Source organism: Paracoccus sp. L-17 (assembly GCF_056857655.1).
In genome coordinates this window covers 71,188-91,296 of sequence record NZ_JBSXNM010000045.1, presented here as the reverse complement: position 1 = coordinate 91,296, position 20,109 = coordinate 71,188, and the positions used below count along the sequence as shown (strand labels likewise).

The following is a 20,109-nucleotide window of genomic DNA, read 5'->3' as shown; positions in this document are numbered from 1 at the left end:
CTTTCCCCTGTTGCTGGCCCTATCCTATCCGGGCGCGGGCCGCGGTGCCAGTTCCGAGACCACCGCCCACCAGCCATGCTGTTTCAACGTTTCCACGGATGCGCGCGCGCGCGCCACGCTGTCGAAAAGACCGAAACAGGTCGCGCCGGAACCCGACATGCGGGTGAAGGCCGCGCCGGTCGCATCGAGGGTCCGCAGGACCGTGCCGATCACCGGCGCGATGGTCCGGGCCGGCGTTTCCAGATCGTTGCGGGTGCCGCGCAGCCAGCCGATCAGCGCCGCCCTGTCGGCGAAGGCGGGGATGGGCGGCAAGGGGGAATTCTCGCGGCAGGTCAGCGCCGAAAAGACCTGCGGCGTGGCCACGGGAAAGCCCGGATTGACCAGCACCAGCGGCACCGGCGGCAAGGCGGGCAGCGGCGTCACCTTCTCGCCGATCCCGGCCATGCGGGCAGGGACCGAAGCGATGCAGACCGGTACATCAGCGCCCAGCCGCCAGGGATCGGCCGGCAGCGGATGGCCCATCCGGGCAAGCCCGCGCAGGACCGCAGCCGCATCGGCCGAGCCGCCGCCGACACCGGAGGCGACCGGCAGAATCTTGGTCAGCGTGATCTGTGCCGCGCCGCCTGCCAGACGGGCCGCGTCAAGGCACAGGTTGTTGCCGGCCGACAGGTCGTCCGCGAAGGGACCGTCGATCTTCAGCGACAGAGGCCCCGGCATCAGCGCGATGCGATCGCCGATATCGGCGAAGGCGACCAGCGAATCCAGCAGGTGATAGCCGTCTTCGCGCCGGCCGGTGACATGCAGGGCAAGGTTCAGCTTGGCCCGCGCGGCCTCGAAGATCATGCTATCGGCTGGCGGCTTCGGCCTGCGGCACGGGGGTCTCGTTCTCGCCGGTCCTGGCCTCGTCGCGCAGCACTGCGTCCAGCCCGCGATCCAGCTTGGCCCGGATCCGGTCGGGATCGACATCTCCGGTCTCGGTCGGTTTCAGCGACAGCGCGCGCTGCCACTGGATCTCGGCCTCGCGATGGCGGCCCACCATCCAGTAGATATCGCCCAGATGATCGTTCACCAGCGGGTCCGAGGCCATCGAGCCCACGGCCTCTTCCATCGGCGCGACCGCCTCGTCATAGCGGCCCAGCCGGTAATAGGCCCAGGCCAGAGAATCGAGGATGTATCCGTCGCCCGGCGACAATTCGGCGGCCTTCTGGATCATGTCCAGTCCGCGATCCAGGTTCTCGTTCCGGTCGATCCAGGAATAGCCGAGATAATTCAGCAAGCTGGCCTGGTCGGGATTGATCTCGATGGCTGCAAGCAGATCGGCCTCGGCGCGGTCGAACTGCTTCGATCGTTCCAGCGCGATGCCACGCGCGTAAAGCGGGAACCAGCGTGCCTCGTCAGGGCCATCCTTCAGCAGCGCCAGCGCCTTGTCATAGGCCGGCACTGCCTGGGCGAACCTTTCCTGCTGACGCAGAAGATCGCCAAGCGCGATCCAGCCCTGCGGCAGATCGGGATAGGCGGCGGTCAAGGACAGCGCGGCCTTTTCGGCCTCGTCCTCGCGATCGGCGCGGGACAGTGCGTCGATCCGGGCCAGTTCCGCGACCGGGCGCATCTGCCCCATCCGGCGCAGCGCCTCGAATTCGGGTTCCGCCAGATCGAATTGCTCGCGCTCCTGCAAAAGCTGTGCCGTCACCAGCCGCGCCTCGGCATTGTCGGGCGCAAGCCAACTGGCCAGCCGCGCATGGATCAGCGACAGCGGCTCGGGTTCTGGGCTGCTGGCCAGCGCGGTTGCGAAGGTCAGGAAAATCTGCGCGATCCCGTCGGCAGGCGCCTTGACCACATCGAAGGGAACCGGCTTGCCCGTGGCCAGCCGGTCGCGCAGGGCCAGCAATTGCGGTTCGGCCTCGATATTGGGGATATCGTCCAGCATCGCCACTGCCTCGTCGCGGCGTTCCAGTTGCGCCAGAATCTGGGCCCGCGCGACGATTCCCGGCAAATGCCCGCCAGTCGCCGGTTCCGCCAGCAGCGTCTCGGCGCCCTCGTAGTCGCCGACAAGCGCGCGGGCCAGCGCAAGCTGGTAGTTCACCACCGGGCCGACGCCGGGAAGCTTGGCGAGGTCTTCGAAGGCGGTCAGCGCGTCCTGCGCCTTGCCGTCGCCCAGCAGCGCCCAGGCCCGCACCAGCCCGTCCATAAGGCGATTGCCGTCGTCGGTCTTGCCGCCCGGAGCGATCGCCTCGACAAGGCCGGCCCAGTCGCCATCCCTGACCATCTTCGCCTGCACAAGCAGAGCCGAGAGCTCGGTCGGCTGGCCATCGCCGCGCATCCGGTCGGCCAGTTCCACCGCCCGGTCGATCTCGCCGGCCGAGACCATCGCCAGAAGCGCGTTGTCCTGCAGATAGCTGTCGCCCGGATCATGCGCCACAGCCTGAAAATAATAGCGCGCGGCGGCCTTGAAATCATTTTCGACCGTCGCCAGCCGCGCCGCCAAATAGGGGCCTGCCAGACCCATGGTCAGAGGTGCGGGTGCGCGGCCCCCGGCGGCATCTGCCTGGGCCGGTTCAGCCGCGGGCAGGGAATCGACGGGCGGCTGCGGCAGGGTTTCGACAGGCGTCTGGGCCTGGACCGGGCGCGGTTCGGGCCGCCCCTGCGCGACGGCGGAAACCGCAGGCAGGGTCGCGGCGCTCAGCGCGGCGATCAGGGCAAGGTTCAAGCGGGTCTGGGTCACGGCGTCGATCCCGTTCATCACGAAGGCGTTTGGCGGACCCTAAACGCGGCGTCCGGCCGGGGCAATCGCTGCGCCCCGGCCCACGATCACATATTCGGGTAATTCGGCCCGTCGCCGCCCTGCGGCGTGGTCCAGACGATGTTCTGCGAGGGATCCTTGATGTCGCAGGTCTTGCAATGGACGCAGTTCTGGAAGTTGATCTGGAAGCGTGGCTTGCCGCCTTCCTCGATCACCTCATAGACCCCCGCCGGGCAGTAGCGCTGCGCCGGTTCGGCATAGTCCGGCAGGTTCACGTCGATCGGGACCGAGGGGTCCTTCAGCTTGAGATGGTTGGGCTGGCTTTCCTCGTGATTGGTAAAGGAAAAAGCCACGTTGGTCAGCCGGTCGAAGGACAATTTTCCGTCGGGGCGAGGATAGTCGATCGGCTTGAAATCCCCGGCCTTGCCGGTCGCCTGCGCATCGGTCTTGCCATGTTTCCAGGTGCCCAGCGGGTTTCGGCCGGTCAGATTCGCCACCCACATGTCGAAACCGCCAAGCACGAGGCTGGGCCAAAGCCCCAGGCGGGACCAGATCGGCTTGACGTTGCGGACCTTCTTCAGATCCCTTGCGATGGCGCCGCCGCGCACCGCCGCGTCATAGGTTTCCAGCCGGTCGCCCTCGCGGCCCGCCTTGAGCGCGGCGGCCGCGGCCTCGGCCGCCTCGATCCCGGAAATCATCGCGTTGTGATTGCCCTTGATGCGGGGCACGTTGACCATTCCCGCCGAACAGCCCAGCAGCACGCCGCCCGCGAAAGACAGTTGCGGCATGGACTGCCAGCCGCCCTCGCTGATCGCGCGCGCGCCGTAGGCGACGCGCTTGCCCCCCTCCAGCAGCTCAGCGACCATCGGATGATGCTTGAAACGCTGGAACTCGGCGTAGGGGTAGAGATAGGGGTTCTCGTAGTTCAGATGGACGACGAAGCCCACCAGAACCTGGTTGTTCTCGAAATGATAGATGAAGCTGCCGCCGCCGGCGTTCCTGCCCAGCGGCCAGCCCATCGTGTGCACGACCCGGCCCTTCTTGAACTTCTCGGGCGAAACCTCCCAGATTTCCTTCATGCCCAGGCCGTATTTCTGCGGCTCGTGGCCGGCCGACAGGTTCAACCTGCCCATGATCTGCTTGGCAAGGCTGCCGCGCACGCCCTCGGCGATGAAGACATACCTGCCGTGCAGTTCCATCCCGGGCTCGTATTGAGGGCCCGGCGTGCCGTCCGCGTTCAACCCCATCTCGCCGGCAACGACACCCTTCACCCGCTCTCCATCCCAGACGACCTCGCTGGCGGCCATGCCGGGAAAGATCTCGACGCCCAGTTCCTCGGCCTGCTGGGCCAGCCAGCGGCAGACATTGCCCATGCTGACGATGTAGTTGCCGTGATTGTTCATCAGCGGCGGCATCGGCCAGTTCGGCACCCGGATCCCGCCCGCCTCGCCCAGCACGTAGAAATTGTCATCGGTAACCTCGGTGTCGACCGGTGCCCCCTTGTCGCGCCAGTCGGGGATCAGCCGGTCCAGTCCCGATGGATCCAGCACCGCGCCCGACAGGATATGGGCGCCCACCTCGCTGCCCTTTTCCAGCACGACGACCTGCAGTTCGGGGTCGATCTGCTTCAGCCGGATGGCCGCCGACAGCCCGGCCGGGCCCGCGCCCACGATCACGACGTCATATTCCATCGATTCGCGTTCGACCGTGCTGTCATTCGTCATGGCTGCCGCTCTTTCCTTGCGTATGGCTGGCAGAACACCTAACGCGCGGGGCCCGCAGGGGCAATCGTGACGCCACGCGCAAAGGCCGTATTCCGCCGCCCTTGCGCAAGGCGGGCTTGCAAATGGCGCGGAATTGGGTTCACGATGCGGCACGCACAGGATTTGACGCGCCCCCGGCCATCCCCAATGGCGGGGGCGTTCGATTAGCGTGACCGCGATAACCGCATACCCGCGAAGGATTGGGCAGCGATGGACAAGATACCGATGACCCGCAGCGGCTTTCAGTCACTGGAAGCAGAGCTGACAGAGCTGAAATCGAAGGAACGGCCCGCCATCATCCGGCAGATCGCCGAGGCGCGCGAACATGGCGACCTGTCCGAGAACGCCGAATATCACGCCGCCCGCGAAAAGCAGGGCTTCATCGAGGGCCGCATCAAGGAACTGGAATCGATCCTGTCGCGGTCCGAAGTGATCGATCCCGCGAAACTGTCCGGCTCGGTCAAGTTCGGCGCAACGGTGGACCTGATCGACGAGGATACCGAGGAAGAGCGCACCTACCAGATCGTCGGCGAGGCCGAGGCCGATATCGAGCGCGGCCTGCTGAACCTGCGATCGCCGCTGGCGCGCGCGCTGATCGGCAAGGACGAGGGCGACAGCGTCGATGTCACCACCCCCGGCGGCGTGCGCAGCTACGAGATCGTGGCGATCCGCTTCGAGTAGGTCCCATGTCGCTGGTCGCCAAAATCGCATCCCTGACCCAGAGGGACGCCCTGACGCGCCTCGGCATCGCGCTGAGCGTCGCGTGGCTGTTCCTGATTGCCTTGTTCTGGGTGCTGGCGCCAGGCGGCGATGGCGCGGCCGGGGGCGTGGGACGGCTGGTCGCGGCGGCGGGCGCAATCCTGCCGCTGGCGCTGATCTGGATGGCCGTGACGCTGGCGCGGTCGATCGCGATCCTGCGGGCCGAGGCCGAAGACCTGCGCGAGCGTCTGACCCAGCTGCGCGAGATGGCTGCGACACGCGGCGCGCCGCCACAATCGCGTCGGCCGGCCGCGACCGGCGACATCGCTTCGGGCACAAGCGTGGTTGCCGCGCCCGCCGGGCTGCCCGCACCGGTTTCCGCGACCGGCCCGGCGACAAGAGCCGCGGGCGCGGTGACGACCGCGGCGCCGCCGCCTCGGCCCGCTGATACGCGGCAGGCGGCGCTGCGCTTTGACGCCCCCGAATCGGTTTCCGTCCCGTCACGGACGCTGATCCGGGCGCTGGATTTTCCAAACGGACCCGAGGATACCGAGGCCATCGCGGCCCTGCGCACGGCGCTGAAGGACCACGACAATTCACGGCTGCTGCGCGCGGCGCAGGATGTGGTGACGCTGCTGGCCGGACAGGATCTGTATATGGACGACCTGCAGCCGTCGCCCCCGGATCCGGCCGTCTGGCGCCGATTTGCCGAAGGCGCGCGGGGCGGCAACGCCGCGTCCCTGGGTGGCATCCATGACCAGTCCGCCTTGCAGATCGTATCTGGGATCCTGCGCGGAGACGAGATTTTCCGCGACGCCGCGCATCATTTCCTGCGCCAGTTCGACACCGCCATCAGCCGCCTGGTGCCACAGCTCGATGATGCCGAAATCGAGGTTCTGGCCCAGACCCGCTCGGCCCGGGCCTTCATGCTGCTGGGGCGTGTGGCGGGTATCTTCGACTGAAATCGGCCGGCCGCATACGCGTGCGGCAAAGTCGGCCGCGCTTGCGTCCCGCGACCAAAGGGGGCCTCGCCGGCCCCCTCTTGGCCTGCGGCCAATTCACCCCCGCAGGTATTTGCAAAGAGCGCGAGGGGCGCCGGGCGCCGCGGCGGCATTGGGGTAAAAGCCGGTCGAGGACGCTGGTTCAGTCACGTGTCCCGCCTCAGTGATCGCCCTCCGCGTGGTCGCGGTCGATCACGAAACGCCGGTCGCAATAGCCGCAATCGACATAGCCCTGATCGGGCGAGATCGCCAGCCAGACCCGGGGATGGCCAAGCCCGGCGGCATCATCGCCGTCGCAGGCCACCTTCCAGGTCGTCACGACCACCTCTTCCGGAGCCGGCATAAGGACCGCATCGGGTTCCTGTCCCGTGGACAGCGGATTCTCGGGGGTCACATGCTGGGTCATGGCTGGCCTTCTTGTGGCGGCTTGGATGATCTGGTCTAACCTCATTACCGCAGCGCCGCCTGCCTTCGCAAGCACCGCAAGGACCGATCCATGCCCAACGCCATCGATATCGCCGGTCTGCGCAAGACCTATGCCGCCCAAGGCAACGCGCCCGCGAAGGAGGCGCTGAAGGGCATCGACCTTGCCATCCCGTCGGGCAGCATCTTCGGCCTGCTGGGGCCGAACGGGGCCGGCAAGTCCACCCTGATCAACATCCTCGCGGGTCTGGTCAACAAGAGCGCCGGCAAGGTCGGCATCTGGGGTTTCGATCAGGATGTGAACCCGCGCCAGTCCCGCGCCGCGATCGGGGTCATGCCACAGGAACTGAACATGGACCCGTTCTTCAGCCCCCGCGCCAGCCTGGAGGTGCAGGCGGGTCTTTACGGGGTGCCGAAATCCGAACGCTGGACAGACGAATTGCTGGATCTCGTCGGGCTGAGGGACCAGGCCAATGCCTATGCGCGCAATCTTTCGGGCGGGATGCGCCGGCGGCTGCTGCTTGCCAAGGCGCTGGTCCACCGCCCGCAGATCCTGGTCCTGGACGAACCCACGGCAGGCGTGGACATCACCCTGCGCGAAATGCTGTGGCAGAATGTCCGCCGCCTGAACGAGGCCGGCATGACCGTCATCCTGACCACGCATTATCTGGAAGAGGCCGAGCAGATGTGTGACGAGATCGCGATCATCAACCATGGCGAACTGATTGTCCGCCAGGGCACCCGCGAATTGCTGGCGCGCACGGATGGCAAGACGCTGGTGATCGATGCCGGCGGACGGATCGAGATCCCGCCCCTGCCCGAAGGCGCAAGCGCCGAATGGCGGGCAGACGGGCGGCTGGCGATCAGCTATCCGCCCTCGCGGATCCGGGCCGATCAGTTGCTGGACGCGCTGCGCGGAGCGGGCGTGCCGATCATCGACGTGGCCAGCGAACAGCCCGATCTGGAAGATGTCTTCGTCGAGATGACACGCGGCTGAAATTCAGTCCCGCAGGCTGAGCATCGGTCCCATCATCCGGCCGCCCATGATATGGAGGTGGAAATGCGCCACCTCCTGCACGCCATGTGCCCCGGCATTGGTGATGGCGCGAAAGCCCTGGTTGCCGGCTTCCAGGCCCAGCCCCTCGATGGCCACCACCTCGGCGCAAAGGCGCATGAAACCGGTGATCTCGGCTTCCGTGCCATGGGCCGCGAAATCCTCGAAACTGACATACCTGCCCTTGGGGATCACCAGCACATGCGAGGGTGCCTTGGGCGCGATGTCGCGAAACGCCAAGGCGTGATCGTTCTCGGCCACGGTATCGTTCGGAATCTCGCCGCGCAGGATTCTTGCGAAGATGTTGTCGTCGTCATAGGCACGTGGCATGGCAATCCCTTTCTCGGCACGGGGCGCGCAGGCCCCTGGCTGGCGGCATCCTGTCAGGACGTGGCACGCTTCACAATGCCCCGCCGCCCGGCTCAGCGCAGATCCAGATGCGCGATCAGGGCGGCGCCGGCTGCCCGGTCGATGTCCAGGAAACCGGCAATGGCGGCGGCGTTTTCATCCGCGCCCTGGTCGTTCGACAGCACCTGAAACCTCTCGAATCCCATGTCGCGCACCTGCTCGGCCTCGTGGATCAGGTCGTCGCGGACGATGGGCAGCAGACGATCGACAAGGTCGGGCGGGGTCAAGCCGCCGATCAGGCCGATGCGCTGCATGTGACCGCGCATGTAGTCGTCGTCCAGATCGCTTTCGATGAACAGAATCCGCGTCTCGGCGCGGTCGCCCGCGAAATCGCTGATCAGCGACACCGCCGAGGGGTCGATGCACAGCACCAGCCTGCGGCTGCCGAACTCCTCGAACAACAGGCGCAGCAAGGCGCGGCGGTGATGCTGACGCTTGGACAGGGTGGAGGCGATGCCGCCCAGATCGGGCAGGTTCGCCTGCAATTCGTTGAACATGTAGTCGACCGCGGGAATCGTCCCCGCGTCTCGGATCCGGCGAGCCAGTTCCTTGGCGACGTGCCAGCGTTTCGCCACGATCACGTGAATCACATGGCTGCGCCCCAGCGATCCGTCGGTTTCCCAGAAGCGCGGCGCAAAGCGCCGGCCCACGCGCCCCCTGCCGGTCAGAAAGGCGAACAGCCGCCGCCCCTCGTTCGAAATGGCGAAATCCTGACCCTCGGTCCGCCACAGCGCGCCAAGCCTGTCGCGAAGCTCGATCGCCTCGGCGCTGATCTTGCGAGCAAACAGATAGCCCTGCCGGGTCAGCAGATCGTAGTGGTCGTTGTAGAAGGTCGCGGGCATCCCGTAATCGGTGAACATCAGGAATGTCGGCGACTGGCTGCGCCGCTGGTCGCGGGGCACGACATGGGCCACGAGCGTCTGGAAGAACGTCTCGTCGGGGATCCATGTCGTGCGAAAGAAGCGCACAAGATCGGGGCGGGCTTTTAGCAGCGCCAGAACCCCTTCGACCGTCTGCCGCCTGAGACACCACCATTGCGAGCCGATCATGACCTGGATGCCGCGCGGCACGGGCCGCTCCAACCCCAGGCGCTGCTGCAACGCCATCGCGGCATAGAACAGCCGCTTGTGCCTGCGTTCGTTGAACCAGTGGCGATAGATCAGCCGCTCCTTGCGGATCCCGGTCTTGATCCAGCCACCGTCGAAGAAATCGACCGCCTCGATATAATCGCAATCGACCCGGTCCAGGAAATCATGCGTGTATTGGGCCGATTTGATCGGCATGCAGTCACCCGACAGCATGTAGAAATGCGTGGCCAGCGGAAAGCGGTGTTCGGCCAGGCGCAAGGCCTCCAGCGAGGCCGCGACCAGCGACCATTCGCCCCAGCCGCACCGGTGCCGGCGCCGGGGGAAGGCGATGCCCGGTTCGTCCTTCAGCGCCTCGCGGATGGCGCGGTAATCGGCCTCGGGGCTGCGACGGTCAAAATGAACGACCACGTAATCGCCGGTCTGCGACAGCCGGCGGGCCTGGGCGATAACGCCTGCGGGATCCTTGTGGGCAAGAAGGATGAAAGCGATCCGGGCCATGGGTCAGACAAGAAGATGGGATTGCAAGGTTTCGAAAGAACGGGAAAAAGTTGAAACTTGCCACGGCATTTGCTTTCTGTGTCTAAAGAATTCTGGCGCGCGGGCAAGCACCGCCTGCCCGAGCCGGGCAGGGGCTCGCGCGGTTCGCCCAGAAAACGGAGTGTCGCGCGATGGGATTTCCCGGCGTCTGGATGACCGAGACCGGAAGCATGGTCTATCGCGTGGTGCCGAAATGCGCCTGTTCCAGCATCGGCCAGATCATGTTCTTTTCCGATCACGGGCGATTTTTCGACGGCGATATCCACGATGCAACCGAAGGCATCGCCAAGTGGTCTCAGGAACATAGCCAGGACCGCATTTCAGGGGCAGTCCGCGACCACAGTGCCCTGACATTTACTTGCGTGCGCAATCCCTATGGCCGCATCCTGTCATCGTTCTTCGACAAGATCGCGGGCATCCAGCGCAACGGCAAACGCTATCGCGGCAATCTGGTGCCGCAGCTGATGCAGCGATACGGAGTGACCGTCGGCAGCCCCGAGGACGGGTTCGACTTTGACCAGATCGCCAGCTTTCGGCGTTTTCTTCTGTTTGCGCGCGACACGATCCGCTGGCGGCGCCCGATGGATCCCGACATCCACTGGTCGGCGATGTCTTCGCATATCTCGACCTTCATCGTGAATGGCGGCAGCTATGACCGGATCTTCTTTACCGAACGGTTCGACGAGGGAATGCAGAAGGTTCTGGATGGCTGCGAAACGCCGGTGCAGGTCGATCTGGCCAAGGTGCCGCGCTTCAACGAATCCGAAGGCCACGGCCCGAAAAGGGCGCACAGGATCAGCGATTATTTCGACGACCTGTCACGCCATCTGGTCTGGGAGATCTACAAAGACGATTTCGAGCTGTTCCGCTACGATTTCGACGACCCCGACAACAAGATGCCGCTGGGCGAGGTCAATCTGGCCGAGATCCACGCCAGGCTGGGCCGCTGACGGCAAGACGCGCGCCGACCCCGCGGGCGCGCGCCCTGACGTTCGCCGGCCTTATTCCAGATGGCTTTCCAGGAACCACAGATCCTTGTCGGCCGTGCGCGAGGCGGCAGTAAACAGATCGGCTGTATTGGCATCGCCCGCGTCGTCGGTCGCGCCGATCGCGGCGCGCAGCTTTTCACCATGGTCGCGCATCCGCTCGCAGATCGCCTTGATATGGTCCTGCGCCTTGGTCAGGTCGGTCGGATAGGGTTTCAGCGTCGCGTCCCTGGACACCGTTTCGGCGGTTCCGACAGCAACACCGTCCAGAATCTGCACGCGCTCGGCCATGGTGTCCACATGCTCCTGGTTGTTCGCATAGACCGTGTCCAGCAATTCGTGAACGGCAATGAAATTCGGACCCTTCACATTCCAATGCGCCTGCTTGATCGCCATGCCAAGCGCCAGCGCATCGGCCAGGCGCGCATTCAGTTCCGAGATCGAGGTCTTGCGGGCGTTGTCTTTCAGCCCCTTCAGATTGACGGCCATGATCGGCTCCTTTCGGTCATTCGTCTGAACAACATCGGCAAGGCGCGGAGGTTCCAAAACAGGCATGACGCCCGCTGCGGTGCACCCGGGCCGGCCTGCGAACGCCTCCAGGCCGGACGCGCAACGGAAAACGGCGCCGCCCCCGGGGGACAGACGCCGTTCAAGATCCGCGTGTCGGCGATCGGGCGGTTCAGACCGCACCCTTGATGAAGTTCACCGCATCGCCGACGGTCTGGATGGTCTCGGCGGCGTCGTCGGGGATCTCGATCCCGAATTCTTCCTCGAAAGCCATGACCAGTTCGACGGTATCGAGGCTATCGGCGCCCAGATCGTCGATGAACGAAGCGGATTCGACCACCTTGTCCTCTTCGACGCCCAGATGCTCGACCACGATCTTCTTCACGCGATCAGCGATATCGCTCATGTCACATCCTCATTCTCGCGGGCATCCGCCCAAAGTTTTACACAGGCAAAGGCCCGGTCCAGCACAGGGCGGTTTCCCTGCTGCTAAAGGCGGGCATATAGCACCCATGAGCCCCCATGCAACCGCTTTTCCATGGATTTCCGCGCCGCGTTGCAGCGCGGCACAGGCCGGCCAGAGCGGGCTCAGACCATCGCCATCCCGCCATTGACATGCAGCGTGGCGCCGGTGACGTAGCCGGCCTCGCGACTGGCCAGATACAGCACCGCGGCCGCGATCTCGTCCGGGGTACCCATCCGCCCGGCCGGGATATGGCTCAGCAGCTTGCCTTTCTGGGCTTCGTTCAACCTGCCGGTCATCGCCGTCTCGATGACGCCCGGCGCCACGCAGTTGACGGTGATGCCCCGGCTGGCCACCTCATAGGCAAGGCTTTTCGACATGCCGGCCAGCCCGGCCTTGGCGGCGGCATAGTTGCCCTGCCCCGGATTGCCGGTCTGCCCCGCAACCGAGGTGATGCTGACGATCCGCCCCCACCGCGCCTTCATCATCCCGCGCAGCACCGCGCGGCTCAGCCGGAAGACGCTGGTCAGGTTCACCTGCATGACCTGCTGCCATTCCTCGTCCGACATGCGCATCAACAGGTTGTCGCGCGTGATCCCGGCATTGTTGACTAGGATATCGACCGATCCCATCGCCTGGGCCGCCGCCTTGGGCAGGGCCGCGACGGCCTCCGGGTCCGACAGGTTGGCGGGCACCACGAAGGCCCGATCGCCCAGCCCGTCGGCCAACGCGCGCAGCGGTTCCTCGCGCGTGCCCGACAGCGCCACGTTCGCGCCGGCCGCGTGCAGGGCGGCAGCGATGGCTCCGCCCAGCCCGCCCGAGGCGCCCGTCACCAATGCATTCTTCCCGCTCAGATCGAACATTCCTGCCTCTTCTTCGTTGTTCAAATACCCGATCAGACCGGTCAGCCCCGCAGCGCGACGACATCGGCCGGAACGCCGATATTGCGCACGGTCGCGTCCCGCGCGATGCGCCGGATCATCCCCGACAGGGCCTTGCCCGCCCCGATCTCCCAGAATTCCGACACACCCGCCTCGGCCATGTTGGCGATCGATTCTCGCCAGCGGACGGTCCCTGTCACCTGTTCGACCAGCAGTCGCCGAATCGCGCCGGGCTCGATCACGGCTTCGGCGCGGACATTGGCGATCAGCGGTACGGCCGGCGGCTGGATATCGACCCCGGCCAGCGCATCGGCCATCACCGCAGCGGCCGGCTGCATCAGCATCGAGTGAAACGGGGCCGAGACCGGCAGCATCATCGCCCGCTTGGCCCCGGCCGCCTTCATCGCCTCGGCGGCACGCTCGACCGCCTCCTTGTGGCCGGAAATGACCACTTGCGCAGGGTCGTTGTCATTGGCGGCCTCGACCACCTCGTCGCCCGCGGCGTCGCGGGCGATCCGCTCAACCGTCTCGAAATCCAGCCCCAGGATCGCGGCCATCGCGCCCTGTCCCACGGGAACCGCCTCCTGCATCGCCTGTCCGCGCAGGCGCAGCAGGCGCGCGGTATCCTCCAGCGTCAGCGAGCCCGCCGCGCAAAGCGCCGAATATTCGCCCAGCGAGTGACCGGCCACAAAATTCGCGTCCTGGATGTTGATCCCCTCGGCCTCCAGCGCCCGGAAGGCCGCCATCGAGGTCGCCATCAGCGCGGGCTGGGCATTCTGGGTCAGGGTCAGGGTCTCGATATCGCCGTTCCAGATCAGGTCCGACAGCTTCTCGCCCAATGCCTCGTCCACCTGATCGAAGACATCGCGCGCGGCCGGATAGGTTTCGGCCAACTCGCGCCCCATCCCGATGGTCTGCGCCCCCTGGCCCGGAAAAACGAATGCGCGCATCGCGGCCCCCTGATCTGACAATCCCCGAAAGAGACTTAGCCTGCGGCGGCGGCAGCCGCAACTCGCGCCAGCAGCCCCGGGACAGGGGCGGCGCCGGGCCGCGGGTGCCGCGTCGCGGAATGATCGGCCCGGCGGCTGGTTCCCGAAAGGGAAAAAGGGGCCGCGAAGGCCCCTTTCCCGAGAGTGTTGAACGTCCGGCTGTTCAGCCGACCAGTTCCAACCCCGAGAAGAAGAAGGCGATCTCTTCCCTCGCGGTTTCCGGCGCGTCCGAGCCGTGGACCGAATTCTCGCCGACCGACAGGGCGAATTCCTTGCGGATCGTGCCTTCTTCTGCGTCGGCCGGGTTGGTGGCACCCATCACGTCGCGGTTCTTCGCGATGGCGTCTTCGCCTTCCAGGACCTGCACGACCACCGGCTCGGAGGCCATGAACTCGACCAGTTCACCATAGAAGGGGCGATCCTTGTGGACCTCGTAGAACTTGCCGGCCTGTTCGGGCGACAGCTTGATGCGCTTTTGCGCGATGATGCGCAGGCCGGCCTCCTCGAACCTGGCGTTGATCTTGCCGGTCAGGTTGCGCCGGGTCGCGTCGGGCTTGATGATCGAAAGGGTGCGTTCGATGGCCATGTCTGTTCTACCTTGTCTGATGGCAGGCGGCTGGGGCCCGCGGCAATGAATCCGCGTCCGGTTAGCAGGCTTGCCCGCGCCCGGCAAGGACCAGCGGCCATGCCGGCGCGGCGGCGGATCCGGCACTGTCGGGTGCGCCAAAACATGCTAGTCCTTGGCCCAGATCGTCACGCCACCGAAGGAACCCGGCATGAGCACAGAGCCGCGCGACAGACAGGATCCCGACCACAAGCCAAGCCTGTCGAGGCGCCACGACGTTCCCTTCGCCACCATCGTCGCGGTCCTGGCCCTCGTGCTGCTGCTGCTGGCGGCCTGGACCTGGTCCAGCGTGCTGCTGATGGGGTTTGCCGCGATTCTGGTCGCGATCGCGCTGCGCGCAGGCGCGGCGGTGCTGCACCGCAGCCTGGGCCTGGGCTTCAAGCCCGGTGTCCTGCTGACGGCCACGGCCTTCGTGGCCCTGTTCGCCGCGTTGTTCAGCGCCGTGGGTCCGGCCGTCTCGAAGCAATTCAGCCAGTTGCTGAGCAGCCTGCCCGATGCCTGGCAGCAGATCAGCGACTGGCTGGACCAGAGCAGCATCGCCCAGTTCGTCGAACGCCGCATCGGCGACGGCATGGACGGCGGCGGCGGGGCCACGGGCAGCATCCCGTCGATCTTCGGCTATGTGAAGGGCACCGTCACCACCATCTTCGGCGGGCTGGCCAATCTTGTCCTGATCCTGATCATGGCGATCTTTCTGGGTCTTGACGCACCCAGCTATCGCAGCGGTTTCTTGCGGCTGGTCCCGCTTGGCTACCGCGAACGGGCGGGCAGCGTGCTTGACGAATGCGGCCGTTCGCTGGGGCGCTGGATGGGCGGACAGGCGCTGGACATGCTGGTGGTGGCGCTGCTGACCGGGACCGGGCTGTGGCTGCTGGGTGTTCCGCTGGCGCTGTTGCTGGGTCTGATCGCCGGTTTGACCAATATCATTCCGGTGGTCGGCCCGTTCCTGTCAGGCGTTCCGGCGGTGATGTTCGCGCTGACGCAGGGCGTCGATCAGGCCCTCTACGTGGCATTGCTGTTCCTGGTGATCCAGCAGATCGAGGGCAATATCCTGATGCCGATGATCCAGAAATACGCCGCCCATCTGCCGCCGGTCCTGACGGTTCTGGCCATCGTGGCCTTCGGCAGCATGTTCGGCCTGTTCGGTGTCGTTCTGGCAACGCCGCTGCTGCTGGTCTCGATCATCCTGATCCAGCGGCTCTATGTCGAGGACGTGCTGGGCGACAGCCCGCACGACAGGCGCGGCGGCGGCGGTTCCCCGGAATAGACCGCGCAGCGCCGGAAAATCACCGCTTCGATATTGCGCTTTCGCCAAACCGACACATGATTGGGCTAGACCCAGTGGCGCGACAGACGGGACAAGCGCAGGATGCAGCCTTTCGCCAAGGGACGCTATCTGGCCAGAATGGCCGAAACGCAGGCCGATCTGCACGCGGCGCAGCGGCTGCGCTGGATATGCTTTCTGTCGCGAAACGGCGCTTCGGCAAGCAGCGAAAGGGATGCCGACGATCTGGACGCCCGCTACCGTCATGTGCTGATCCAGGATATCCGTGATCACCGGCTCGTCTGCTGCTTCCGCTTTCTGCCGCTCTCGGACGGATCCCGGATCGGGCGTTCCTATTCCGCGCAATTCTACAATCTCGGGGCGCTGGAACGCTTTGACGGCCCGATGATCGAACTGGGCCGCTTCTGCGTTGATCCGCAGACGCGAGATCCCGACATCATCCGCACCGCCTGGGCCGCGATCACCCGTCATGTGGACGAGACCGGCACCCAGATGCTGTTCGGCTGTTCCAGCTTCACAGGGACCGAACCCGACGACCACGCCGAAGCCTTCGCGATGCTGAAGGAGCGCCACCTTGCCCCGCGCCGCTGGCTGCCGCGCGTCAAGGCACCCAAGGTGTTCCGTTTCGCCCGCGCCCTGCGCCTGCGCAAGCCCGATCCGCGCCGCGCGATGGCGGCGATGCCACCCTTGCTGCGCAGCTATCTGGCGATGGGAGGCTGGGTCAGCGATCATGCGGTCGTCGATCCGGCGATGCAGACCATGCACGTCTTTACCGGCGTCGAGGTCGCGGCGATCCCCCCGTCCCGCAAGCGCCTGCTGCGCGCGGTGTCTGGCTGACGCAACGCTGCCCAATTCCCGGGCACATCGCCGCAGACGGATGCAGCGAACGGGATTTTGCCTTTCAGAGGGGCAGAGGCCCGAAGTCGCGCATTGACCTTGTGCACGAGGCGGCGCCCTTTCCGATCATGTTCGATGCAGGCCACCAGGTTTTTCCCATGCAGCGCAGCCGCGGCCGCGCCCGCGTCGCGATGGCGGCGACGGGGCTGCTGGATCTGGCGCAATCGGGCTCGGCCAGGGCGATCCTGCCGCGTGTGACCGCCGGCCTGCCCGAGATCGTCTTTCTGAACACCTCGGGCGGACTTGCCTCGGGGGACGATCTGTCCTTCGCGGTGGATCTGCGGCCCGGCAGCAGGGCCTTGGCGACCACCCAGACGGCCGAGCGCGCCTATCGCGCCGAGGGCCCGCCGGCAGAGGCGCGTGTCGCGCTGAGCGTCGGCGAAGGCGGCTGGCTGGACTGGCTGCCGCAAGAGACGATCCTGTTCGACGGCGCCCGGCTGAACCGCGTGACCCAGGTCGATCTGGCGCCGGGCGCGGGCTGCATGTTGCTGGAAACGGTCATTCTGGGCCGGCTGGCGATGGGCGAGACGCTGCGCCGCCTGCATCTGCGCGACCGTCGGATCGTTCGCCGGCAGGGCCGTCTGCTGCATCACGACACGCTGGCGCTGGATGATGCGGCGCTGACGCGACGTGACCATGCGGCAATGCTGGATGGCGCCCGCGCGATGGCCTCGCTGGCGATCGTGGCGGATCACGCGCCGGATCTGCTGCATTCTGCCCGCGCGGTTCTGGACGAACCCGGCGTCACGGCGGCGGCCAGCGCGCCGCCCGGCCGGCTGGTCCTGCGGCTGCTGGCCGCCGATGGCTGGCCCCTGCGGCGGCAGATCATCCGGCTTCTGGCCGTCCTTCGTCCCGCTCCGCTTCCTCGCACCTGGCAGATCTGAGATGAACCTGACTCCGCGCGAACGCGACAAGCTGCTGATCTCGATGGCCGCCATGGTCGCCCGCAACCGCCTGGCCCGGGGCGTCAGGCTGAACCATCCCGAAGCCATCGCGCTGATCACGGATTTCGTGGTCGAAGGCGCCCGCGACGGCCGCAGTGTCGCCGATCTGATGCAGGCCGGGGCCCATGTCATCACCGCCGGACAATGCATGGCCGGCGTGCCCGAGATGATCGAAACGGTGCAGGTCGAGGCGACGTTTCCCGACGGCACCAAGCTGGTCACCGTCCACCATCCGATCCGGCAGGAGGTCTGACATGACACGCTTTCTCATCATTGCCGCGACGCTGCTCGTGCCGCGGACCGCCCTTGCCCATGGCGGCGGCGATCAGGGTCGGTTCCTTGGCGGATTGATCCACCCGGTCAGCGGCGCCGATCACATGCTGGCAATGATCGCCGTCGGCCTGCTGGCCGCCCAGATCGGGGGTCGCGCCCTGCTGGCGCTGCCGCTGAGCTTCGTCGGCGCGATGGTCGCAGGCGGCGTGGCGGGCCATGCCGGCTTCGGCTTTCCGGGGGTCGAGCCGATGATCCTTGCCTCGGTCGTGGTTCTGGTCGCGCTCGTGGCGATGGCTGCAAGGCCGCCGCTGGCGGTTCTGCTGCCGGGCGCTGCGCTGTTCGGCTTCACCCATGGCTGGGCGCATGGCGCCGAGGCGCCGGCCGAGGGCCTGATCGCCTATGCGGCCGGTTTCGCGCTGATGACATCGGCGCTGCACCTGGCGGGTATTCAGGCGGGCAGGCTGATCCGGACAGGCGCGTTGCTGCGCGGTCTGGGCGGCGGAACGGCCGTGGCCGGCCTGATGCTGGCTTTCGGAGTTTAGGATGATGGTGCCGGGCGAAATCCTCGTCGCAGCGGGCGAGATCGTGTTGAACGAGGGCCGCGATCCGGTGGCGATCATGGTCGCCAATACCGGCGATCGCCCGATCCAGGTCGGCAGCCACTACCACTTTGCCGAGACAAACCCGGCGCTGGATTTCGACCGTCGGGCGGCACGCGGGATGCGCCTTGCAATCCCGGCCGGAACCGCCATCCGGTTCGAACCCGGCCAGTCGCGCGAGGTCAGCCTGATCCCCTATGCCGGCAAGCGCGTGGTGCAGGGCTTCCGCCAGGACATCATGGGGGCACTGTAGCATGGCGCAGACCCTGTCCCGCGCCGACTACGCGGCGATGTATGGCCCGACCACCGGCGACCGCATCCGCCTGGCCGATACCCAGCTGCTGATCGAGGTCGAGCGCGACCTGACCATCCCCGGAGAAGAGGTGAAATTCGGCGGCGGCAAGGTCGTCCGCGACGGCATGGGGCAAAGCCAGATCACCCGCGCGGGCGGCGCGGTCGATACCGTCATCACCGGCGTCGTGGTCTTCGACCATCAGGGTATCGTCAAGGCCGATGTCGGGCTGAAGGACGGCCGCATCGCCGCCATCGGCAAGGCGGGCAACCCCGACACCCAGCCCGGCGTGACCATCATCATCGGACCCGGAACCGAGATCATCGCGGGCGAGGGCAAGATCGTGACGCCCGGCGGTTTCGACTGCCACATCCATTATATCTGTCCGCAACAGGTCGATCACGCCCTGCATTCCGGGATCACCACGTTGCTGGGCGGCGGCACCGGACCGGCGCATGGCACGCTGGCCACCACCTGCACGCCCGGACCGTGGCACATCGCCCGGATGCTGGAGGCCGTGTCCGATCTGCCGGTCAATATCGGCATTGCGGGCAAGGGCAATGCCAGCCTGTCCGCACCGCTGGAAGAACAGGTCCGCGCCGGGGCCTGCGCGCTGAAGCTGCACGAGGATTGGGGCACCACCCCGGCCGCCATCGACAATTGCCTGTCGGTCGCCGACCGGATGGATGTGCAGGTGATGATCCACACCGACACGCTGAACGAATCCGGCTTCGTCGAGGACACGATGGCCGCCATCGCCGGGCGCACCATCCATGCCTATCACACCGAAGGCGCGGGCGGCGGCCACGCCCCCGACATCATCCGCATGGTCGGAATGACCAATGTCCTGCCCTCGTCCACCAACCCGACGCGGCCCTATACCGGCAACACGATCGAGGAACATCTCGACATGCTGATGGTCTGCCATCATCTCGACCGCCGGGTGCCCGAGGACGTGGCCTTCGCCGAATCGCGCATCCGCCGGGAAACCATCGCGGCCGAGGATATCCTGCACGATCTGGGCGCGTTCAGCGTGATTTCGTCCGACAGTCAGGCGATGGGCCGGATCGGCGAGGTCATCATCCGCACCTGGCAGACCGCCCACAAGATGCGGGTCCAGCGCGGCCGGCTGGAGGGCGAGACGGGCCAGAACGACAATCTGCGCGCCCGCCGCTATATCGCCAAATACACGATCAATCCGGCGGTGGCCCATGGAGTCTCGGCCCATATCGGCAGCATCGCGCCGGGCAAGCGCGCCGATCTGGTCCTGTGGTCGCCCGCCTTCTTCGGCGCCAAGCCGGAAATGGTGCTGGTCGGCGGCCAGATCTGCGTGGCGCAGATGGGCGATCCGAACGGCTCGATCCCGGTCCAGCCGGTCTATTCGCAGCCGATGTGGGGCCATTCCGGCCGCGCCTCGGCGCTGTTTGTCAGCCGGGCCGGGCTGGAGGACGGCGCGGGCGAGGGCCTGTCCAAGACCCTGATCGCGGTCGCGGAAACCCGTGGCATCGGCAAGGCCGATATGGCGCTGAACGACGCCCTGCCCGCCATCGAGGTCGATCCCGAAACCTACGAGGTCCGCGCCGATGGTCAGCTTCTGACCTGCGAACCGGCCACCGATCTGCCGCTGGCGCAGCGCTATTTCCTGTTCTGAGGCC

22 protein-coding genes are annotated in these 20,109 nt (G+C 66.3%); 11 read left to right on the top strand and 11 right to left on the bottom strand.

Annotation, left to right across the window (positions count from 1 at the left end):
• Window positions 1-24: 24 nt before the first annotated feature.
• The 3 genes from AC13CR_RS16265 to AC13CR_RS16255 all read right to left on the bottom strand — a co-directional run bounded on the left by AC13CR_RS16265 (window position 25) and on the right by AC13CR_RS16255 (window position 4,464).
• Complete coding sequence (locus AC13CR_RS16265) at window positions 25-843, bottom strand: 4-(cytidine 5'-diphospho)-2-C-methyl-D-erythritol kinase (RefSeq protein WP_446232405.1); 819 nt, start codon at window positions 841-843, stop codon at window positions 25-27.
• A gap of 1 nt (window position 844) precedes the next feature.
• The gene (locus AC13CR_RS16260) at window positions 845-2,740 is read right to left on the bottom strand and encodes a tetratricopeptide repeat protein (protein ID WP_292951902.1); all 1,896 of its coding nucleotides are present in this window, start codon (window positions 2,738-2,740) and stop codon (window positions 845-847) included.
• 68 nt (window positions 2,741-2,808) lie between these two features.
• Window positions 2,809-4,464, bottom strand: coding sequence for an electron transfer flavoprotein-ubiquinone oxidoreductase (locus AC13CR_RS16255; protein WP_293015435.1), 1,656 nt, complete (start codon window positions 4,462-4,464; stop codon window positions 2,809-2,811).
• A gap of 249 nt (window positions 4,465-4,713) precedes the next feature.
• Between AC13CR_RS16255 and greA the strand changes: the two genes are divergently transcribed.
• Window positions 4,714-5,184: a transcription elongation factor GreA gene (gene greA, locus AC13CR_RS16250; protein WP_292951898.1), complete on the top strand. Its 471-nt coding sequence runs from the start codon at window positions 4,714-4,716 to the stop codon at window positions 5,182-5,184.
• Between the two features lie 5 nt (window positions 5,185-5,189).
• A complete protein-coding gene (locus tag AC13CR_RS16245) occupies window positions 5,190-6,164 on the top strand; it encodes a hypothetical protein (RefSeq protein WP_482900695.1) in 975 nt (324 codons plus the stop codon).
• Window positions 6,165-6,363: 199 nt separating this feature from the next.
• Here AC13CR_RS16245 and AC13CR_RS16240 read toward each other — a convergent pair whose 3' ends face one another.
• Window positions 6,364-6,546, bottom strand: a complete 183-nt coding sequence (locus tag AC13CR_RS16240) for a zinc-finger domain-containing protein (RefSeq protein WP_292951912.1) — start codon at window positions 6,544-6,546, stop codon at window positions 6,364-6,366.
• A 153-nt stretch (window positions 6,547-6,699) separates the two neighbouring features.
• Here AC13CR_RS16240 and AC13CR_RS16235 point away from each other — a divergent pair, with 153 nt between their 5' ends.
• A complete protein-coding gene (locus AC13CR_RS16235; protein WP_292951894.1) occupies window positions 6,700-7,623 on the top strand; it encodes an ABC transporter ATP-binding protein in 924 nt (307 codons plus the stop codon).
• Between the two features lie 3 nt (window positions 7,624-7,626).
• Here the strand turns inward: AC13CR_RS16235 and AC13CR_RS16230 are convergent, their stop codons facing one another.
• On the bottom strand, window positions 7,627-8,010 hold the full coding sequence (locus AC13CR_RS16230; protein WP_292951892.1) for an HIT domain-containing protein: 384 nt from the start codon (window positions 8,008-8,010) through the stop codon (window positions 7,627-7,629).
• A 92-nt stretch (window positions 8,011-8,102) separates the two neighbouring features.
• Window positions 8,103-9,674, bottom strand: coding sequence for a DUF5928 domain-containing protein (locus AC13CR_RS16225; protein WP_293015432.1), 1,572 nt, complete (start codon window positions 9,672-9,674; stop codon window positions 8,103-8,105).
• Window positions 9,675-9,844: 170 nt separating this feature from the next.
• On the opposite strand from AC13CR_RS16225, the gene AC13CR_RS16220 reads away from it, so the two are divergent.
• The gene (locus AC13CR_RS16220) at window positions 9,845-10,663 is read left to right on the top strand and encodes a sulfotransferase family protein (RefSeq protein ID WP_292951889.1); all 819 of its coding nucleotides are present in this window, start codon (window positions 9,845-9,847) and stop codon (window positions 10,661-10,663) included.
• 51 nt (window positions 10,664-10,714) lie between these two features.
• Here AC13CR_RS16220 and dps read toward each other — a convergent pair whose 3' ends face one another.
• From dps to ndk, 5 genes are all read right to left on the bottom strand, one after another.
• Entirely contained in the window at window positions 10,715-11,188 is a 474-nt protein-coding gene (dps, locus tag AC13CR_RS16215) for a DNA starvation/stationary phase protection protein Dps (protein ID WP_292951887.1), read from the bottom strand.
• A gap of 190 nt (window positions 11,189-11,378) precedes the next feature.
• Entirely contained in the window at window positions 11,379-11,612 is a 234-nt protein-coding gene (locus AC13CR_RS16210; protein WP_292951885.1) for an acyl carrier protein, read from the bottom strand.
• Between the two features lie 182 nt (window positions 11,613-11,794).
• Window positions 11,795-12,532 carry a 3-oxoacyl-[acyl-carrier-protein] reductase gene (gene fabG / locus AC13CR_RS16205; RefSeq protein WP_292951883.1) on the bottom strand — a complete coding sequence of 246 codons (738 nt, stop codon included), beginning with the start codon at window positions 12,530-12,532 and terminating at the stop codon, window positions 11,795-11,797.
• Between the two features lie 41 nt (window positions 12,533-12,573).
• Window positions 12,574-13,500: an ACP S-malonyltransferase gene (fabD, locus tag AC13CR_RS16200; RefSeq protein WP_292951881.1), complete on the bottom strand. Its 927-nt coding sequence runs from the start codon at window positions 13,498-13,500 to the stop codon at window positions 12,574-12,576.
• A 202-nt stretch (window positions 13,501-13,702) separates the two neighbouring features.
• Complete coding sequence (gene ndk / locus AC13CR_RS16195; RefSeq protein ID WP_293015430.1) at window positions 13,703-14,125, bottom strand: nucleoside-diphosphate kinase; 423 nt, start codon at window positions 14,123-14,125, stop codon at window positions 13,703-13,705.
• Window positions 14,126-14,315: 190 nt separating this feature from the next.
• Here ndk and AC13CR_RS16190 point away from each other — a divergent pair, with 190 nt between their 5' ends.
• From AC13CR_RS16190 to ureC, 7 genes are all read left to right on the top strand, one after another.
• On the top strand, window positions 14,316-15,431 hold the full coding sequence (locus AC13CR_RS16190) for an AI-2E family transporter (RefSeq protein ID WP_292951877.1): 1,116 nt from the start codon (window positions 14,316-14,318) through the stop codon (window positions 15,429-15,431).
• 102 nt (window positions 15,432-15,533) lie between these two features.
• Complete coding sequence (locus tag AC13CR_RS16185; RefSeq protein ID WP_482900694.1) at window positions 15,534-16,286, top strand: GNAT family N-acetyltransferase; 753 nt, start codon at window positions 15,534-15,536, stop codon at window positions 16,284-16,286.
• Between the two features lie 128 nt (window positions 16,287-16,414).
• Complete coding sequence (locus AC13CR_RS16180; RefSeq protein ID WP_414692483.1) at window positions 16,415-17,230, top strand: urease accessory protein UreD; 816 nt, start codon at window positions 16,415-16,417, stop codon at window positions 17,228-17,230.
• 1 nt (window position 17,231) lies between these two features.
• Window positions 17,232-17,543: an urease subunit gamma gene (locus tag AC13CR_RS16175; protein ID WP_292951871.1), complete on the top strand. Its 312-nt coding sequence runs from the start codon at window positions 17,232-17,234 to the stop codon at window positions 17,541-17,543.
• A 1-nt stretch (window position 17,544) separates the two neighbouring features.
• Window positions 17,545-18,105: a HupE/UreJ family protein gene (locus AC13CR_RS16170; RefSeq protein WP_292951869.1), complete on the top strand. Its 561-nt coding sequence runs from the start codon at window positions 17,545-17,547 to the stop codon at window positions 18,103-18,105.
• A gap of 4 nt (window positions 18,106-18,109) precedes the next feature.
• Complete coding sequence (locus tag AC13CR_RS16165) at window positions 18,110-18,415, top strand: urease subunit beta (protein ID WP_292951910.1); 306 nt, start codon at window positions 18,110-18,112, stop codon at window positions 18,413-18,415.
• Window position 18,416: 1 nt separating this feature from the next.
• A complete protein-coding gene (ureC, locus tag AC13CR_RS16160; protein ID WP_292951867.1) occupies window positions 18,417-20,105 on the top strand; it encodes an urease subunit alpha in 1,689 nt (562 codons plus the stop codon).
• Window positions 20,106-20,109: the final 4 nt, after the last annotated feature.

Excerpts from the sequence above, each read along its gene's own strand:
- fabG (WP_292951883.1), bottom strand. The coding sequence starts at position 12,532 with ATGTTCGATCTGAGCGGGAAGAATGCATTGGTGACGGGCGCCTCGGGC.
- fabD (WP_292951881.1), bottom strand. The coding sequence starts at position 13,500 with ATGCGCGCATTCGTTTTTCCGGGCCAGGGGGCGCAGACCATCGGGATG.
- AC13CR_RS16240 (WP_292951912.1), bottom strand. The coding sequence starts at position 6,546 with ATGCCGGCTCCGGAAGAGGTGGTCGTGACGACCTGGAAGGTGGCCTGC.
- AC13CR_RS16175 (WP_292951871.1), top strand. The coding sequence starts at position 17,232 with ATGAACCTGACTCCGCGCGAACGCGACAAGCTGCTGATCTCGATGGCC.
- AC13CR_RS16255 (WP_293015435.1), bottom strand. The coding sequence starts at position 4,464 with ATGACGAATGACAGCACGGTCGAACGCGAATCGATGGAATATGACGTC.
- AC13CR_RS16170 (WP_292951869.1), top strand. The coding sequence starts at position 17,545 with ATGACACGCTTTCTCATCATTGCCGCGACGCTGCTCGTGCCGCGGACC.
- AC13CR_RS16245 (WP_482900695.1), top strand. The coding sequence starts at position 5,190 with ATGTCGCTGGTCGCCAAAATCGCATCCCTGACCCAGAGGGACGCCCTG.
- AC13CR_RS16260 (WP_292951902.1), bottom strand. The coding sequence starts at position 2,740 with ATGAACGGGATCGACGCCGTGACCCAGACCCGCTTGAACCTTGCCCTG.
- AC13CR_RS16235 (WP_292951894.1), top strand. The coding sequence starts at position 6,700 with ATGCCCAACGCCATCGATATCGCCGGTCTGCGCAAGACCTATGCCGCC.
- ureC (WP_292951867.1), top strand. The coding sequence starts at position 18,417 with ATGGCGCAGACCCTGTCCCGCGCCGACTACGCGGCGATGTATGGCCCG.
- AC13CR_RS16210 (WP_292951885.1), bottom strand. The coding sequence starts at position 11,612 with ATGAGCGATATCGCTGATCGCGTGAAGAAGATCGTGGTCGAGCATCTG.
- dps (WP_292951887.1), bottom strand. The coding sequence starts at position 11,188 with ATGGCCGTCAATCTGAAGGGGCTGAAAGACAACGCCCGCAAGACCTCG.
- AC13CR_RS16165 (WP_292951910.1), top strand. The coding sequence starts at position 18,110 with ATGGTGCCGGGCGAAATCCTCGTCGCAGCGGGCGAGATCGTGTTGAAC.
- greA (WP_292951898.1), top strand. The coding sequence starts at position 4,714 with ATGGACAAGATACCGATGACCCGCAGCGGCTTTCAGTCACTGGAAGCA.
- AC13CR_RS16265 (WP_446232405.1), bottom strand. The coding sequence starts at position 843 with ATGATCTTCGAGGCCGCGCGGGCCAAGCTGAACCTTGCCCTGCATGTC.
- AC13CR_RS16190 (WP_292951877.1), top strand. The coding sequence starts at position 14,316 with ATGAGCACAGAGCCGCGCGACAGACAGGATCCCGACCACAAGCCAAGC.
- AC13CR_RS16225 (WP_293015432.1), bottom strand. The coding sequence starts at position 9,674 with ATGGCCCGGATCGCTTTCATCCTTCTTGCCCACAAGGATCCCGCAGGC.
- AC13CR_RS16185 (WP_482900694.1), top strand. The coding sequence starts at position 15,534 with ATGCAGCCTTTCGCCAAGGGACGCTATCTGGCCAGAATGGCCGAAACG.
- ndk (WP_293015430.1), bottom strand. The coding sequence starts at position 14,125 with ATGGCCATCGAACGCACCCTTTCGATCATCAAGCCCGACGCGACCCGG.
- AC13CR_RS16180 (WP_414692483.1), top strand. The coding sequence starts at position 16,415 with ATGTTCGATGCAGGCCACCAGGTTTTTCCCATGCAGCGCAGCCGCGGC.
- AC13CR_RS16220 (WP_292951889.1), top strand. The coding sequence starts at position 9,845 with ATGGGATTTCCCGGCGTCTGGATGACCGAGACCGGAAGCATGGTCTAT.
- AC13CR_RS16230 (WP_292951892.1), bottom strand. The coding sequence starts at position 8,010 with ATGCCACGTGCCTATGACGACGACAACATCTTCGCAAGAATCCTGCGC.